The sequence below is a fragment of the Paraburkholderia terricola genome (assembly GCF_900142195.1).
Lineage (GTDB): Bacteria > Pseudomonadota > Gammaproteobacteria > Burkholderiales > Burkholderiaceae > Paraburkholderia > Paraburkholderia terricola.
In genome coordinates this window covers 1-15,252 of the sequence record NZ_FRAB01000079.1, presented here as the reverse complement: position 1 = coordinate 15,252, position 15,252 = coordinate 1, and the positions used below count along the sequence as shown (strand labels likewise).

General features: G+C 61.2%; 15 protein-coding genes and 3 pseudogenes. 10 read left to right on the top strand and 8 right to left on the bottom strand.

Translation table 11 applies throughout. The features are described 5' to 3' along the window. The 3 genes and pseudogenes from BUE39_RS32915 to BUE39_RS36125 all read left to right on the top strand — a co-directional run. Nucleotides 1-312 (top strand): annotated as a pseudogene (locus BUE39_RS32915) (transposase); the annotation flags it as partial. A 64-nt stretch (nt 313-376) separates the two neighbouring features. Next, nucleotides 377-634, top strand: coding sequence for a type 2 periplasmic-binding domain-containing protein (locus BUE39_RS34680; protein WP_143032047.1), 258 nt, complete (start codon nt 377-379; stop codon nt 632-634). Between the two features lie 20 nt (nt 635-654). Beyond that, nucleotides 655-963: a type 2 periplasmic-binding domain-containing protein gene (locus tag BUE39_RS36125; RefSeq protein ID WP_084561540.1), complete on the top strand. Its 309-nt coding sequence runs from the start codon at nt 655-657 to the stop codon at nt 961-963. 77 nt (nt 964-1,040) lie between these two features. Here the strand turns inward: BUE39_RS36125 and BUE39_RS32905 are convergent, their stop codons facing one another. Continuing rightward, the gene (locus BUE39_RS32905; RefSeq protein WP_073432880.1) at nt 1,041-1,892 is read right to left on the bottom strand and encodes a LysR family transcriptional regulator; all 852 of its coding nucleotides are present in this window, start codon (nt 1,890-1,892) and stop codon (nt 1,041-1,043) included. Between the two features lie 174 nt (nt 1,893-2,066). Between BUE39_RS32905 and BUE39_RS32900 the strand changes: the two genes are divergently transcribed. The 3 genes from BUE39_RS32900 (at nt 2,067) to BUE39_RS32890 (ending at nt 4,436) form a co-directional block, all read left to right on the top strand. Further along, a complete protein-coding gene (locus tag BUE39_RS32900; protein WP_073432873.1) occupies nt 2,067-2,381 on the top strand; it encodes an EthD family reductase in 315 nt (104 codons plus the stop codon). A 59-nt stretch (nt 2,382-2,440) separates the two neighbouring features. Beyond that, a complete protein-coding gene (locus BUE39_RS32895; protein ID WP_200799538.1) occupies nt 2,441-3,436 on the top strand; it encodes an alpha/beta hydrolase in 996 nt (331 codons plus the stop codon). A gap of 127 nt (nt 3,437-3,563) precedes the next feature. Then, entirely contained in the window at nt 3,564-4,436 is an 873-nt protein-coding gene (locus BUE39_RS32890) for an NAD(P)-dependent oxidoreductase (RefSeq protein WP_327083073.1), read from the top strand. Between the two features lie 443 nt (nt 4,437-4,879). On the opposite strand, the gene BUE39_RS32885 is transcribed toward BUE39_RS32890, so the two are convergent. After that, complete coding sequence (locus tag BUE39_RS32885) at nt 4,880-5,464, bottom strand: TetR/AcrR family transcriptional regulator (RefSeq protein WP_073432869.1); 585 nt, start codon at nt 5,462-5,464, stop codon at nt 4,880-4,882. A 105-nt stretch (nt 5,465-5,569) separates the two neighbouring features. On the opposite strand from BUE39_RS32885, the gene BUE39_RS32880 reads away from it, so the two are divergent. Next, entirely contained in the window at nt 5,570-5,992 is a 423-nt protein-coding gene (locus BUE39_RS32880; RefSeq protein ID WP_073432867.1) for a DUF1330 domain-containing protein, read from the top strand. An 816-nt stretch (nt 5,993-6,808) separates the two neighbouring features. On the opposite strand, the gene BUE39_RS32870 is transcribed toward BUE39_RS32880, so the two are convergent. The 6 genes and pseudogenes from BUE39_RS32870 to BUE39_RS32840 all read right to left on the bottom strand — a co-directional run bounded on the left by BUE39_RS32870 (nt 6,809) and on the right by BUE39_RS32840 (nt 13,106). Continuing rightward, nucleotides 6,809-7,192 (bottom strand): hypothetical protein, encoded by a 384-nt coding sequence (locus BUE39_RS32870; protein ID WP_073432866.1) that lies wholly within the window; start codon nt 7,190-7,192, stop codon nt 6,809-6,811. 190 nt (nt 7,193-7,382) lie between these two features. Further along, nucleotides 7,383-8,600: a hypothetical protein gene (locus tag BUE39_RS32865; protein WP_073432863.1), complete on the bottom strand. Its 1,218-nt coding sequence runs from the start codon at nt 8,598-8,600 to the stop codon at nt 7,383-7,385. Between the two features lie 16 nt (nt 8,601-8,616). Continuing rightward, nucleotides 8,617-9,489, bottom strand: coding sequence for a hypothetical protein (locus tag BUE39_RS32860; protein WP_073432862.1), 873 nt, complete (start codon nt 9,487-9,489; stop codon nt 8,617-8,619). A 285-nt stretch (nt 9,490-9,774) separates the two neighbouring features. Beyond that, nucleotides 9,775-10,935: a PDDEXK nuclease domain-containing protein gene (locus BUE39_RS32855; RefSeq protein WP_073432860.1), complete on the bottom strand. Its 1,161-nt coding sequence runs from the start codon at nt 10,933-10,935 to the stop codon at nt 9,775-9,777. A 243-nt stretch (nt 10,936-11,178) separates the two neighbouring features. Then, nucleotides 11,179-11,610, bottom strand: a pseudogene (locus BUE39_RS32850) (SET domain-containing protein); the annotation flags it as partial. 461 nt (nt 11,611-12,071) lie between these two features. Further along, on the bottom strand, nt 12,072-13,106 hold the full coding sequence (locus tag BUE39_RS32840) for a DNA-binding protein (RefSeq protein WP_073432858.1): 1,035 nt from the start codon (nt 13,104-13,106) through the stop codon (nt 12,072-12,074). Between the two features lie 170 nt (nt 13,107-13,276). On the opposite strand from BUE39_RS32840, the gene BUE39_RS32835 reads away from it, so the two are divergent. The 3 genes and pseudogenes from BUE39_RS32835 to BUE39_RS35815 all read left to right on the top strand — a co-directional run. Continuing rightward, a complete protein-coding gene (locus BUE39_RS32835; RefSeq protein ID WP_073432855.1) occupies nt 13,277-14,452 on the top strand; it encodes a tyrosine-type recombinase/integrase in 1,176 nt (391 codons plus the stop codon). 145 nt (nt 14,453-14,597) lie between these two features. Further along, a pseudogene (locus BUE39_RS32830) lies at nt 14,598-14,768 on the top strand (DUF1488 family protein); the annotation flags it as partial. A 196-nt stretch (nt 14,769-14,964) separates the two neighbouring features. Further along, nucleotides 14,965-15,252 (top strand): hypothetical protein (locus BUE39_RS35815; RefSeq protein ID WP_235005019.1); only part of this gene is annotated, 288 nt, incomplete at its 3' end.

The following is a 15,252-nucleotide window of genomic DNA, read 5'->3' as shown; positions in this document are numbered from 1 at the left end:
CACACCTGGCGCAGCCGTGAAGATCCGTTCGAGCATACGTGGCCGACCATACAGCAATGGCTTGAGAGCGAGCCCGGGATTACGGCGAAGAAGCTGCATGAACGCCTCGTCGCGATGGCTCCGGCGATGTATTCCAGTGCCCAGCTTCGGACCCTGCAGCGCCGTGTGAAGGCATGGCGATCGAACCGTGCGAGAGAACTGGTCACAAGGATACTTGGTCATGCGGATGCGGATGCGGTGAAGGCTGGCGCCGCTACGCAGCGCCAGCCTTCACCGCAAAACAACGGGTCCGTGACAACTACCCGGGAGTAACATCATCCCGTGAGGCAACACGACCGGACGTAGTCATTGTCGCCGCCCACCTTGTGCAGCTTCGTTGCAGCTGCTGCGCGTCATTCAGGATGAGAAGCGTGTTGCAACCGCTAGCTTTGATCGGCACCATTTGCCCGATCTGATTTCAAGCTATCTGGAGCGATTCCCGCAGGTGTCGGTGAGCGTAATGCTCGCGCAACAGGGTAAGGAAGCGATGGTCAATGATCACAACGTCCTGCTTCTTTGCTCCTCAGCGCCGCCCGAACCGGAGATAACCGTTGAGTGTCTTGGTGCGATCTCTGCGCATCACCCGTCTATTTGACGCGTCACGGAGTGCCACAAATGCTTAATGACCTGAAGCACCATCGATGCATTGATCTTGCTGACGGACCCTCGGCCGGTCGAAGGATATTTGACGGACCATTCGGGCATGAAGAAGAATGTGCGGTAAGCCATACTGTTCTTCATAGCAACCTGTTCGACGTACTTAGTGAGTATATTCGGGCAGGCCTGGGCATTGGGCCATTACCAGTCCGGCCCAGCATGCGAGAATTGCGTGCTGGTTCGATGGTTCGCGTTCTGCCTGACTACAGTACATGCGAAAGGGATGGCAATGATCTCGGCAGTAAGATGGAGACCTTGCGCTATTAGTTCTGCTCGAGCCTCTTGCAAAACACGTGATCACGCGATCCATGACAATGCTGAAATGTCCGAGAACCTGGGTGCGGCTAATTGGCGAGGTGTTTGATTACGAGATCCACGAACGCGCGGAGACGATGTAGCCGCCGGAGATCGCGGTGATAGCCCATCCATATCCCGCGATGCGGCGGATCTTCGCTCAGGTCGAGCCTGCGAATGGTACCAAGCTGATCCCCGACAGGTCGCGGCAGTACAGCGATGCCCAAACCGATCCCGCACATCTGGGCGTGGACGTTACGGTTGTTCGACTGCAATACGACACCAGCGTTTGGAAAACGATTTTTTAGCCAGTCGATATCAGGAAATGTCCCGGTCGATGTATCCATTGCGATCAGACGGTTCCCCGTGCCGTCGCCTTCGATCGGATCGGCACTTGCATGAGCCACATAGACGCCATATCGCATGTGCGTCAACCGTCTTTGCACAATATCGGGCCCTTCGAATGGAACAATACGGAAGGCAACGTCCGCTTCACGCTGCGCGAGGTTGAACAAGCGTGTTCCCGTAAGGACCTCGATCTCCACATGCGGATACTCGCACGAGTATTCAGCAATCACTGGCGGCAGCACATAGGCACCAAACCAGTCGGCCGATGACACCCTGAGCGTTCCTTCCAGCTGTTGCTGTTCACCAGCCAGCCGGCGCTCCATGGTCAGCGCGCTGTCCTCCATCTGCTCGGCGAGGGGCAGGATCGCGGTGCCTTCCTCCGTCAGCACGAAGCCTTCCGCTGTTCGCTGGAAGAGCACCTGTCCCGTGGCCTCTTCCAGCGCGCGAAGCCGTCGTCCAATGGTCGGATGGCTAAGGTGCAACAGTCGTGCAGCCGCACCCAACGTTCCAGTGCGCGCTATTGCAAGGAAGATCCGGACATCGCTCCACTCCATACTCGCCATCCCACAAAAATGAACGAAAAGTGTTCATTATATTGAATTGCCGAACAATAGTGAATGCGCGAAACTTCGCTCCGTCCTGTGTCGAAACGCCCTCGTGGCTAGCCTGACTGGCGTTTTAGATTCCGGGCCGGGACAGCTCGGGGAAACGGGCAAAAGGGAGTGGGCATGTCGCAACTTGCATCACAGACCGTGTATGTCACCTACGAGGGTGCGCCAGGCGACCGCTTTGATCGGAGCTACTACGTCGACCGTCACCTGCCTTTCGTGATGCAGGCATGGCAGCGCTACGGCCTTGAGAGCGTCGCGGCCTTCTTTCCGCCGTTGACGCATGCCGGCACCCTTGTGATTTGTGAATGCCGCTTTCGGGACGAGGCGGCTATCGCCACAGCCTTCGGATCTCCGGAAACCCGGGAGGTCATGGCCGACGTTCCGAGTTTCACCGACCTTGCACCAACACGCTTGCGCATCACTCCGCCCTGAGCGGGTCATTTCCATATCGGCGCTACGCGCCTCCCACTTGCAAGAATTGGAGAAAGATCTTGGCCTTCTGGAAAAATGCTGCCCCCCGCACCGTGCGTCGCGGACATATGTGGATTTCGGGCGATCGTGTCGAACGAGACGGAGAAACCTACCAATGCGGGCCGCTTTTCGTTGAGTGGGAAGCCCCAGAGCAGGTCACGCGCCCGTGGCCGATTGTGCTTGTGCATGGCGGTGGCTATCAGGGAACCGAGTGGTTTGACACGCCGGACGGCCGTCCAGGCTGGGCACAACGGCTGGTGGAAGCAGGCTACGCGGTTCTCGTGGTCGATCGTCCTGGACAAGGACGATCGCCGTACCACGTCGAGACGATGGGGCCGATGGGACCGGGGTTCTCCTATGAACATGGGCGCGATATCTACTTCCCGACAAAATATGAAGGTCAACACACACAATGGCCTTTTTCACGGGACGACGAGACTGCGATGGACGAGTTCATCGCTGGCTATGGCCCGCTTCCCGCAGACCTCGCGTTCTCTGAGGACATGGAGGCGGACAGGATCGCCAGGCTGCTGGACAGGATTGGCACAGCGATCCTTCTGACGCACTCAGCGTCGGGACCACTCGGTTGGCTAGCGGCAGATCGTCGACCCGGGCTGGTCAAGGCGATCGTAGCCGTTGAGCCGATGGGCCCCCCGTTTGCGGATATTCCCAATATCGGGTCACTTACGTGGGGCCTCGCGGCGATGCCGCTGAACTGGGAGCCGGCCGTCGCCACGCCTGAAGAGCTGTGTGCGGCTGTTCCAGGCACACACCGGCTGCCTGCGCTCGCCGGTTTGCCCATCGTCGCCGTCACTGCCGAAGCCTCAGCCTTCGCCGCCGCCAGTCGACCCGCTGTTGAGCAACTGAAGGCGGCTGGCAGCCGGGCGGAAGTGTTGCATCTTCCCGACCACGGTGTGTTCGGAAACGGCCACGGGCTCATCTACGAGAAGAACTCGGATGACGCACTGGCGCCGGTGTTGAAGTGGCTGATCGAGAACACAGAAACACCCAACTGAGCGAGAGGAAGATTGCGATATCAATGACGGCAAGCGGGCGGATGATCCGACCAGGGCTGTTCAAGTCATGCTGCGTGCCATCGATAGCGGTGAACCGCCATTGGACCTGCTCTTGCGCCCCGTCGCCATGCCTATTTACCAGGGAACTCAAATGGAAATTGGAATCATCGGTTTAGGGGCGATGGGCCGGGAAATCTCCCGCAATCTGGTCTCCGCCGGTCACGTCGTCACCGCCTGGAACCGTTCAGGTGGGAATGTCGAAGGTGTACGCATGGTAGAGACGGCTGCGCAAACGTTGCAGGCGGACATGGCCTTGACGATGCTGTCCGACGACTCGGCAATCCGCAACGTCCTGCTCGACGCGAATCTGCTGTCCCAGGTACGGCCGGGTCTGGTGCATGTCGTGGCATCGACAATCTCCGTGGCGTTCGCGCAGGAACTGGTGGAGACTCATCGCGCGGCAGGTGTCGCTTATGTGGCGGCTCCAGTGCTCGGACGGCCGGATGTCGCCGCCAGAGGTGAACTCAACGTCCTCGCCGCCGGCGCGCCCGGCGCGCTGGAAAAAGTTAAACCAGCGCTGGAAGCCATCAGCAAACAGGTTTGGGACATGGGCGATGAGCCGCCCACGGCCTATGCTGCCAAGATCGCCTGCAACATGATGATCACGATGGCAATTGAGGCGATGGCGGAAGCCGTAGTTCTAACAGAGACGAACGGACTTTCGCGAGAGCGCTTCTTCGAATTGATCCTGGGTACGCTGTTCTGCAGCCGTCCGTATCAGACCTATTCCGGCAATATCATCCGGAACGAATACCAACCCGGCTTCAAGGCAACGCTTGGGCTAAAGGATCTTCGTCTGGCGAAGGAGGCCGCCACCGATGCGGCTCGCGTACTGCCGATGCTTGATGTCGTTCACGGCCAGATGCGGGAAGTCGTGAACGCGGGTTTCGGTGATCGTGACTGGTCCGCAATTGCGAAGTTCACAATAGATCACAGCTAGCGGGGTAACGTAAATCCCTTTTATGAGTGGCATCCATTGCAGGGTGGCAGCGGTAAAGGCCGCCCGTACAGTGCCTGTGCTAACACTCGGCCCGGACTGCTACGTGCCAATGAAGAGTGACCGCAGAAACCGCTCGAGCGCAAGTTGGTTCAAGGAATTCGGTGAAGAGCCGTCACCCTAATGGCGATTGGCATGTGCTGAGCGACCGCTTTGGGGAAGACTCAAAAGCAGATTCGGGTCGCGTTCTGCCGGTCGCAGCTTTCCCAACTTCGACATGCGTATGCCGTTTGCATGAGGCCGTGCACGGCCAGTTTCCATCGTTGATTCTGCACCAAAACTGGACACCGGAACGCGCCCTCGATGCTCATTACGCTATTGGCACCTCGTGCGTAGATTGCAGCGAAAGCAGAAGTCAATACCGACGCACGGGCGCTGCGCTTTACTCAGGGAGTAAGTAGCGTAGGGAAAATCACCCGCTTGAACTGCTCAATGGGCAGCGGGCTGCGATCGACCTTCATGCGCATCATGGCACCCTCCCACGACGCTAACAGAAAGGTTGCTACATCGCCTGCATCGAGATCAGGGCGTATCTCGCCTGCGGCTTGGCCAGCGCGGACAACGTCGGCGAACGACGCCGTGAGCGAGTCGCAGACCTGTACCAGATGTTCGCGCAGCAGTTCGCTGCGCTCCGGCATTTCCAGACTCAGGTTTCCGACCAGGCAGCCATACCGCCAGCCGGCGGCTTCCAGCCACTCCGTAATCGCATCGAAGTAAGCGCGTAACCGCGCAACCGCCGGACGCCGCTGATCGCGCAGCGTCGCATCCATGATCGCCTGGGTGCGCTCGTGGTAGCGATCGAGGACGGCTATTCCGAAGGCTTCCTTGGACCGGAAGTGGTTGGTGAAGCAGCCCTGCGGCACACCTGCGTCGGCCGTGATCTCGCGCACGCCTGCACCGGCGAAGCCGCGCTCGTGAAGTGTTCTGACGCCGGACTCGACGATTTTCTCCCGCAACGATGGTCGTGCCATGAGGGTCTGCCGTATAATGAGAAATAAATACAGGTGTACGTATTCTATTGTAAGCGGGGCTTCGCGTCACCTATTACCGAGCCCACTTTATCCAGGAGAAGAACGATGAGCCACACCGAGTACACGCGAGCCGCCTTCGAGGCAGCCAGCCAGGCGCTTGAAGACGAAGCGCCTGTCTGCATGGTCAACCTGGTCCGGTATCGCGCCGAGGCGGACTATGGAGGTAAAACAGAGCTTCCCGCCTGCTCGGGCCGGGAAGCGTATTTCCAACGCTACGCGCCGGCTTTCGCTCAGGTCGCTACCGGCGAGGAATACGCGGTCGTCTGGGTCGGAAACGTGCGTGGGGTGCTGGTGGGTACCGACAGTGAAGCGTGGGATGACATCGTGATCGTCCGTTATTCGAGCTTCACGGCATTGCGCCGGATTCTCGAAAGCCCCGCCTATGAACAGCATGCTGCGCCGCATCGACGCGCGGCGCTTGCAGACTGGAAGTTCATCGTCACGACTCAGCCCGAACTACCACGATAGAACCACTTGTCTTCGCGCATTGCAGCCTTGAGACCAGCCACCACCGGACACCTGTCACGGATCGGCGTAATGACGCCGGGGATGATCGCCGTAATGGCGCCAGTTTGAAGTGGAGTAAAACGTGGATTCGAACGGGCTCAAGGACGCGTTTTTTTAGCCGATTTCGCAAGCCGCGTCTGCTCGGGTTCGGGCATTGGTCTGGGCGCCCGGAAACTGTCACCATCGAGCACGATGCGACAGGCGCCGTGTCGTAGGCGATCGAGTGTCGCCCCCGGCGCCGACGTGCATTGAAGGAAAAGTAGCAGCAGTTCGAGTAAAAGTAGAACCGGCATTGCGAACCGTGCAGTGAAGCGAAAGTAGGTTTTGGAAGTAAAGAGAAGCAGCCTTGGCGAAAGCGGTCCACATCGCCCACCCAGACGGTCGTCACGTCCGTTCCGTTCGAACCCTATTCACCGCCGCGTGCGCAGAGCTGCGGAAACTTTTCGCTCGATCCGTCATCACTACGTTGCGGTTCTGGCGGTGGAACCGCTCTGTTCGTTTTTCTTTCCCGCCGCTCATTGCGCCGGGCTTCCGCACGCTTCACAACTTCTTCCAGAGATTGCACGTGTTCAGGCGTAGCACGACCAAAGCGCCTGCTATAACAGTGTGCGATAAATTCCGAGAGGGGGCGCTTCCACGGCTCCTGCTGCCCGTTAGCCAGTGACCCGAATTTTCGGGGATTCGATCCCAGTTCGCGCGCCATCTGGATATGAGCATGGCTCAATCTGAAACGCTGCCTCGCTTCAAACCACGGCTGAAGTTTCGATGGTATCGGCATCAGTGCTCACCTCTGCGCCAGCTTGCGGCGGTCAACCGCTCCACCGCCGCGTAATAACGCGCCTGCGAAGTCGCAGCATCGTCGTTCTGATCGGTCTTCAAAATATCAAACAGATGCTCCGCGACGACTGAGCCGATCGCGTGAACCGCGTCGTGTCGCGTAAGTCCTTCGTTCCCGAGGCGATCCATCGCCCGGACCACGGGCTCAAGGTTCAGGGCGATCTGGTTTTCGACGATCGCGTGTAGCGCGGCGTGTGCCGCGACGTTGGGAAGCTTGATGCGGGCAACGCGGTGATACGTTTCGACGAGAGCAATTCGCTCCTGCTCATCGAGTTCGAGCCATGATTCAGGTTCGGGCGCGCACCCGGGGTTGTACTCTTCCATGATGCAAGTCCTCTACTGAGTCCTGCCTATCGCCAAACTGCCGTCCACAACGGCGTTGCGCTTCAGTCCAGTCATCGGCGGCATAACGAACACTCGCCCCACACTACAGGGAGCGACCCGTTGACTACAACACGCCGGGCCGCGGGCCGTGCGGGAACCGTCAATTCCGTGACCAGGATGCATCGCGACGTCATGCCGACAGATGCTGCGCCAGCACCGTGGCGACGAACGAGCGACCCGGAAGGGTCGCAAACTGCGCCCTCAGACGCCTGTTGAGCTCGTCGCGTTCCATGCCGGTGGCAACGGCCGCATCCGCCAGCGCACCATAGGCATCCAGCACATCGCTCCCCGTGATTTCGTACCCAAAGCCTGCGGCCATCCAGTGCAACGCCGCCGTACCACAGGCCACCGCGAATGCAGGCTTGCGCTGCGCGAAATCCCGTGTGGCCCGCGTCAGGGTTCGCGGGTCGGTGGGACCGCTCATCGCGAGCGACGCCGCAAGATCGAACAGGCCCGCGTCCTTCGCGGCGGCGAACCATTTCTCCTCGGCGCCGGGACTGCTCGCGACCAGGTCGTGGAGGATGCTGTCGGGACTCCTGTCCGGATATTTTTTCACGATGGCACGGAATGTCGCGAGATGCGTGGCGGCCTGATTGGCCTCGATCGCGTAGCGGCGATATGCCTCGTCCATCATGCCCGACGACAGAAGGATCGCTTCGCATTTGCGGGCGATTGCGGCAGTGGGCGCATTCAGTCCCCTCGACGCTTCCGCGTAACGCAGTGCTTCAGCCGAACGATTTAATGCGATCAGTGCGTCCACTCCGTACTGACGATACCCCCACCAGTTCAGGCGCGCGCCATTCACGAGAGCGAGCAGTTCCTCATGGCGCCCGGCGGCATTCAGCGCGCTGAGACAGGCGGTGGTACCCACGAAATGCTCGCCCAGACCTTCAGCGCCCATCACACGCGCTGTCACCGGCAACAACCGGTCTGCCCATGCCGACGCGATGGCGGGCGACGTACACAGGTCACCCCAGCGATCGCCCAGCTGTTCGATATACGGCATCGGGTCGTCCTGGAGCGCGTCAAACAGGCGTTCCAGCCAGCGCGTCCGTACCGGAGCAGGTACGTCCACCCCGGCGATGACCGGCACAAGGGCATCGATTGCGCGATTCACGGCAGTACCCATTGCGCCAGAAGAGCTGTCTACGTGCTCGAGTGCCGGCGAAAGCTTTTCGAGCAAAGCGACCGCGCCGTTCGCGGCGAGAACAGGTTCTGCGCGAGCGATCTGCCGGATTTCGATCAGGGCCTCCTTCAGACGCTGGATCGGCAATGCGGATTTCCAGCCGAAGGCGCCACGCCGGAACCGCGTGGCGAAAACCCATTTGTGAGAGGTTGTACGTGTCATGCTCCGGGGCACCTGCTCAGCGCGTCTTCATGTAGGCCGCGTACAGCGCCGCGTTCAGCGCCTGCAGTTCGCGCCGGGTTTCCAGCAGTTCGTGATGCCGGCCCTGACGCTCCAGGCTGAGCATTTCGAGCATCACCTTCGTCGCCCGCTCGGGAGCATTCCGTCGCGAAGGCTCTGCCTGTTTGAACAGGGGCGCGAGGCCGGCCTTTGCCGTAAGTACCCACGCCGGAAACCATGCCAGATCGCCAATGTCGCCGGCGCCGTCGAACGACGTATCGAAGGCACGCCGCAACGTATTGACGCACGCGTCGCCAAGCCGGCTCGAAAGCTGGTCGAACCGGGATGGCGAAAGCCACGCAAGTTCCACCAGCAACGGCCACGCCGCGTCCAGGCCATCGAGCCGGTAGCGTGCCTCCGCCATCCAGCAAAGCGGCGCTGGAATCCGTCGCCAGGACGCGACGCGCGATACCGCATCGGAGGCCTCGGCCCACCGCGCAGCCAGCAGGAAGAGCGGCGCCGCGTGCGCATCCGCGTGGTCCGCACGGAAAGGCAGCGCAGCGGCGCGCCCGGCCAGTTCTGCCCAGAGCGGTGCGAGCCAGGTCGCCCCGCTCTGACCCGGGAACACGCGCGCGACTGCGGGCTGGACTTCGTGAGATAGCGACTGGCGAGCCTGCAGGGCGGCTTCGTGACGGTCAAACGGTACCGTCAATCGACCCTCGAGCGCATTGACGATCGACCCGAAATACATCTGGGCGACATCGTCCGGATACTCGTTTGCAAGGGTCTGCAGCGCGCGCCGCGCGCCCGCGGCATCGTACTGCTGCAACATTGACAGCACGTCATTGCGCAGCATCACGTCGCGGCTGTCGTTGAAAATGTCGAGCTGCATCCGTCGGATTCAGAACAGTTGGCTGGTCAGGCTGACGAGATTAATCCATCTGACCGTGCTTCTCAATTTTCTGCGGTGCTCATCGACTGACTCGACGATTGCGCGCCGACAGCTCGCGTCGGCGACCGCACGCACCGTGTCATCCTCTGGCTCCCATCTTGTACTGCTCGCCGAACCGCTAAGGAGATGTATTTCCGCACACAGATTGCCATAGTAACAAGCAGTCAGTCTCTGAATGATTGTTGATGCTTAACCGGGGGTGATGCAATCATGATGGTGCCCCTGTCACGACAGTTGGCCGTCTGAACCGTCAGCGCCCTCTTCCGGCCGATGTTGGGCCTCCCATGCACGTCGGGTTCTGGCCAGTTCTTCGGCGAGGAGTTTTTCATCCGGCAGGACCATATGGTACTCAGCCGCCAGCACCTTGTTTGGCAACCCTTCTAATGCATAACGCGCCACCGCGGCATTCGTTCGCGCACACAGGATCAGCCCAACGGGTGGGTTCTCTCCTGGCAGCGTCCAGTGCTCGCGCGCGTAATTACAGTACATGTGCATCTGACCCACGTCGGCGTGATTGAGCTCGGTGAGCTTGAGATCGACGATAACCAGGCATCGCAGACGCCGGTGAAAGAACAGAAGATCGACCCGGAACCAGCTTTCACCAATCCGAAGGCGACGCTGGCGGCCTACGAACGTAAAATCGCCACCCAGCTCAAGAAGAAAGTCTTCGAGCCGATGGACCAATGCCTCCTCCAGTTGACTTTCTGAATATTCGTCCTTGAGATCCAGGAACTCAAGAACATAAGGATCCTTGATGGCCTCCTCTGCGGTCACAAGGTCGCCCGGTTGCGCCTTGCCCGCCTTCTGTAGCATCGCCGGCCTGTTCTTCGACAGCATCGCACGGGTGTGAAACTGGCTGCTAATCTGCCGATCCAGTTGTCGCACGCTCCACCCGCCACGAAGCGCTTCGGCTTCGTAAAACGCTCTTTCTTCAACTGACCGGGTCCGCCGCATGAGGTGGATGTAATGCGTCCAGGACAGCTGGAATGTGGTCGCGAGCTGGTCGAGATCGAAATCCCGGATCGCCGATTCGGAATTTCCCGGGTGGCCTGCGGGCGTAGATTTCCGAATCAGTGATTCGGAAATCGCAGCTGGCGGGTAGGTCTGGTAGAACAGCCTCATCAACTCCAGGTTGTCTACCCCAAATCCCCGCCCGAAGCGGGCTGTCAGGTCGCCTGACAACCGCTCTAAAAGGGCCTGACCGTAGGCCGCACGCCCCTCCCCGCCCTGACTGAATTCGACAATACGACGACCAATCTCCCAGTAGGTCGCCGTCATCAGTGCGTTGACACTTCGGGCCGCAGCACGACGACCGTGATCCAGAAGCGCCACGATGTCGCCGTGTATGCCACTGTAATCGGCACCGCTTAATGCGATATCAGTCATTAGTCCTGTCAGCAGGTAGTTTCAGCGTTAATGAGTTCACGGTGGACATTGGCTACCATGGTGCTGCGCTGTCCGCACTCAGTCCATCGATGAAAATCCATGTTGGCAACCGATCGGCTCGAAATCGCCCACTCAGGCCCTTAGCGCCACGTTGCCGATCCTTCCGATGCTATGAAGTAGGACCGGCATTGCGACCAGCGCCCGGCTGCGCTCGGCGGGTCGACGCATGTTAACCGCCCGCGGGGCCAGCATCGAACCCGTACACCTCTTCGCTCCACAGCGACAGGCATAGTCAGCGATCAGTTCGGGAGTAATCGCGTCATCGATAGTCAGTCCATAGGCGATAAAAAGCTCATCGCCGGGCCTCACATCTCTCAGCGCCTCGATGAAGACCCGCCCCCGCTCGTCCTCGATCGCCTCGCAGTTCGGCCGGCAGGAGTGGTTCAGCCAGCGGGCACTGTTGCCGCCGACGCTGCCGTCGATCACGCGCCCGTCAGCCAGTCCAAAAATGAAGGTGTGGCCGGGCATGCCGGACCGCCGGTACCGCGCAGAGGCCTGCCGCCACGAGGTCACCTCACCGCGGTATTCGAGGATCCGCTGGCCGGCGGGAATCGCCTGGAGCGCGAAGACGCCTCGCCCATGAACCGATGATTTCCTGACCGTCACGCGCCGCACTTCTGACTCCTGATCCGTTGAAGCCTGCGAGCATAGCGAGCCGCGCGCGGCGCGGCAACCGGCACGGTCGCGTCAGAATAACCGGGTCTGCCTGGGATCGCGTGGCGGCGGCCGGGATACGTCAGTCCGGCTGGCCGGTCGGCGTTTGCCGCTCCTGGCTCCGACCCGCTGTAGCCGTGCAAGCATCAGGCATTCCACTGCCCCATCGTTGAAGCGCAACTCGAATACGCCGGTTTCGCCGGACCGACACCGTGCCGTTACGCGGAACGACAGGCGCAGCCCCCGCCGTTTCGCGTGGGCGATCATCTGCGTGCGACTCATGCCGGGCCAGCAGTCCGCCATGAAGCGTGTCACGGTCCCGGGCAGGGACTCATGTGCGACGCCTTGCGGAAGCGTCAGTCCAGTGAGCAGGTAGATATCAGCCATGCAGCCCATTTCCCTGGTGGCAAGTACCTGTGCGTTTATACCGTTTTTTTGCGACGCGTTGCTGGTTTGGTGGTCGGCACGGCGCGAGGCGACCGCGTTGGGCGAGGCGTCTTCCGGACTCCGGCCGAGACGGCCGACTGCTGGCGTTCCCGCGCACGCGCTTCCGCCTCCCGCAGCGTCATCATCTCCGCCTGTAGCCGCACATTTTCTGCCTGAACGGCATCCAGCCGCCCCTGCAGCACGCCCGCCTGATGACGCGCGTCGCCCAGTTGCGCCTGCATGGTTTCTAATGCACGGCGGTGGTCGTCATCCTTCCGGTCCGCCCGGCGTGTGGCGTCGTCGAGCTCCTTCTGCAGCTTCGTTACAGCATTTCGCTCGCGGTCAATCTCCAGCAGCGCGCGCTTCTCGGACGCACGGAGCCGATCTTCCGCGCGTTCAGCCGCTTCGCGCTGCTTTTCCAGATCGCGCGAAAACCCTTCCCTGACCTCCACCAGCTCGCGCTCGCGCGCGGCCAGCGCCGCGCTGATCCGCTCAAGTTCAGCCGCCAGCGCCTGTCGCTGCGCATGACCTTCGGCCTGCGCCCTGTCCAGATCCCGCACCTCGACCTGCGTGGCCAGCAGCGCGGCGGTGCGCTGTTCGAGCGCGGCCTCGACCCGAGCCAGTTCGTCCCGGGCGGCGACGACCGACCGCTGCGCTTCGGCCCGCTGCGCCTCGACTTCAATGCGCAACCCGTCGAGCGCCGCCTCCGCTGACGCGGACGCGCGGGTCCAGAGGGCGGCGACCAGTTCGCCGGCGGCCGCACCGAGGTCGGCGGGCAGGTCGGGGTGCTCGATGCGCACCCGGCTTTTTTCGCGCAGTTCCGCCCAGAACTCGCCGAGCACGGCGGTCGGCGTGCCCATGCTGCCACGCCGGACCAGCTGATACAGGCGGTTAGCGGTCGGCGTGATGCCGTGGCGGAAGAACAGCAGCGCGCAGACCTCGCGATAGAGCTCGCGCGTTTTCGGAAATGCGGCCTTCAGGCGCTCGATCTCGGCGGTCAGCGCTGCGTCGGGGGACAGGACGTCACTCATGGGATCTTCATCGGCAGATTTGGTAAAATATTACTATGTAAACCGGTGATTTCCTAACGCCCTCTTCTCACAATTTTGACATTAACCGTATAATGTTGAAATCTAGCGCCGGGAGTGCGACACTCGCCGCGTGACACGCCCAACCCGGCCCGCACTGGTCCCCACGCCCCATGAAAACCGCCCTCATCGCGCCGCGCCCGCTCGATGCGCTCGAACTGCCCGCCGACCTCGACGGTCGTGACGGCACCAATCGCGCGCGCGGACATACGCAGATCGCCGCCCGCGACGACCTCGCTGCGGTGCGTGCGTGGCTGGCACGTGTGGCCGACAAAAAGACGACGTTCGAGAACTACCGCAAGGAAGCCGAACGGCTGCTGCTATGGGCGATCGTACAACTGGGCAAACCGCTGTCATCGCTCACGCACGAGGACCTGCTGCTGTTCCGGCAATTCCTCAAGGACCCGCAGCCGCACGCGCGCTGGGTCGCCGACGGCGGCCGCAAGTACCCGCGCGATGACCCGCGCTGGCGACCGTTCTACAGGACGTTGCGCCCGAGCAGCCAGTACCAGGCGATGGTGATCATCAACGCGCTGTTCGCGTGGCTGGTCGAAGCCGGCTACCTGGCCGGCAATCCGTTGTCACTGTCGCGCCAGCGCGCCCGCCGCTCAAAGCCACGCATCACGCGCTATCTCGACCGCGAGCTGTGGCAGGAAGTGAAGCTTCACATCGACAGCCTGCCGAAGGACACGCCGCGCGAGCGGGAGCGCTACCTGCGCGCAAGGTGGCTGTTCACCCTCTTCTATCTCGGCGGCCTGCGCATCTCGGAAGTCAGCGGCAACACGATGGGATGCTTCTTCTGCCGGCGCGACGCGGATGGCCACGAGCGCTGGTGGCTCGAAGTGACCGGCAAGGGCGGCAGGGAGGGGCTCGTGCCAGCCTCCGCGGAAATGATGGTCGAACTTGGGCGCTACCGACGCGAGCGCGACCTGTCCACCCTGCCCTCCCGGCATGAAGAGACGCCGCTCGTGCTGCCGCTGGGCAAATCCATGAAGCCGCTTACCCGCGCGGCGTTGCACACAATCGTCAAGGCCATCTTCGCCGGCGCGGCGGAGCGGCTCCGGCTGCGCGGCGACGCCTTCGCGGGACAGGCGGATCTGCTCAAACAGGCCTCCGCTCACTGGTTGCGCCACACCGCTGGTTCCCACATGGCCGACGGCGGCGCCGATCTGCGGACGGTACGCGACAACCTGCGCCATGCCTCACTGACGAGCACCAATATCTACCTGCACACGCCCGATGAACAGCGTCATCGTGAAACCGAGGCAAAACACCGCATCGACTGGTAGTAGTCGCCGCCTGACGTGATCCGGGATTCGCGTGCGAGGCGGATCAACGCCTCACAGCCCTGATGTCCGGGGCAGACTGATACCCACCGTATCCTGTGCGAGAATCCTGTCGACGCGCGATAGCGCTGCCTCCTGACCGCCCACGGAAACCGCTGAAGTTAAACCGCAGGTACTCGCCAACCGTCGTGGCGTGGTGTTTGGCCTCGTGCGCCAGAACAACACGATCGAATGCGTGATCACAATCGCGGCACTGGAGACCCATTTCTGGCTTGAACCAGGGGCCAGTGAGACCCGGATCGCGACGACATTCCGGAACAGGTAGCGGTGGACAAATCGACGGCGATATTCGGCCATACGCAATGACCGTTTTGGCAGGCTTTGGGCACGAATCGGCACGCTATGCAGCCGAAGCATTTGAGCAGATTTCCGGCGAGAACTCGCTTGGAACTGGCGCGGCGCAAGTCGCAGCGGCCGGTCGACAGCCAGGCGCACTCTCGCGGATCGAGTCTCTTATGAATGAACTTCTTGCCACGGTCCCGGACGACAAACCGATACCACTAGCGACTCGCGACCGACTTTATGAGCTGTCTTGGGCAATCGCTTTTTCAGGTGAATCTGCAAAAGACCACGAAGCACCGGTTATTAGGCTTATGGGACGGCACGTGCAGAGTGCTGCGCCGCCGTTCGGAGTGGTTAGTCTTCATCTGTCGAGGCCATTTCAAGATGTCGTGGCGGCGGCTAAATACAAATGTCGTGTTTTCAGGGTTAAAAGGTCGGTCTTTCATCGGTTACTGATCACC

Bases quoted from the DNA above. Each gene is read 5' to 3' on its own strand.
- BUE39_RS36125 (WP_084561540.1), top strand. From the start codon at position 655: ATGCTTAATGACCTGAAGCACCATCGATGCATTGATCTTGCTGACGGA.
- BUE39_RS32905 (WP_073432880.1), bottom strand. From the start codon at position 1,892: ATGGAGTGGAGCGATGTCCGGATCTTCCTTGCAATAGCGCGCACTGGA.
- BUE39_RS32900 (WP_073432873.1), top strand. From the start codon at position 2,067: ATGTCGCAACTTGCATCACAGACCGTGTATGTCACCTACGAGGGTGCG.
- BUE39_RS32890 (WP_327083073.1), top strand. From the start codon at position 3,564: ATGCCTATTTACCAGGGAACTCAAATGGAAATTGGAATCATCGGTTTA.
- BUE39_RS32885 (WP_073432869.1), bottom strand. From the start codon at position 5,464: ATGGCACGACCATCGTTGCGGGAGAAAATCGTCGAGTCCGGCGTCAGA.
- BUE39_RS32880 (WP_073432867.1), top strand. From the start codon at position 5,570: ATGAGCCACACCGAGTACACGCGAGCCGCCTTCGAGGCAGCCAGCCAG.
- BUE39_RS32870 (WP_073432866.1), bottom strand. From the start codon at position 7,192: ATGGAAGAGTACAACCCCGGGTGCGCGCCCGAACCTGAATCATGGCTC.
- BUE39_RS32865 (WP_073432863.1), bottom strand. From the start codon at position 8,600: ATGACACGTACAACCTCTCACAAATGGGTTTTCGCCACGCGGTTCCGG.
- BUE39_RS32860 (WP_073432862.1), bottom strand. From the start codon at position 9,489: ATGCAGCTCGACATTTTCAACGACAGCCGCGACGTGATGCTGCGCAAT.
- BUE39_RS32855 (WP_073432860.1), bottom strand. From the start codon at position 10,935: ATGACTGATATCGCATTAAGCGGTGCCGATTACAGTGGCATACACGGC.
- BUE39_RS32840 (WP_073432858.1), bottom strand. From the start codon at position 13,106: ATGAGTGACGTCCTGTCCCCCGACGCAGCGCTGACCGCCGAGATCGAG.
- BUE39_RS32835 (WP_073432855.1), top strand. From the start codon at position 13,277: ATGAAAACCGCCCTCATCGCGCCGCGCCCGCTCGATGCGCTCGAACTG.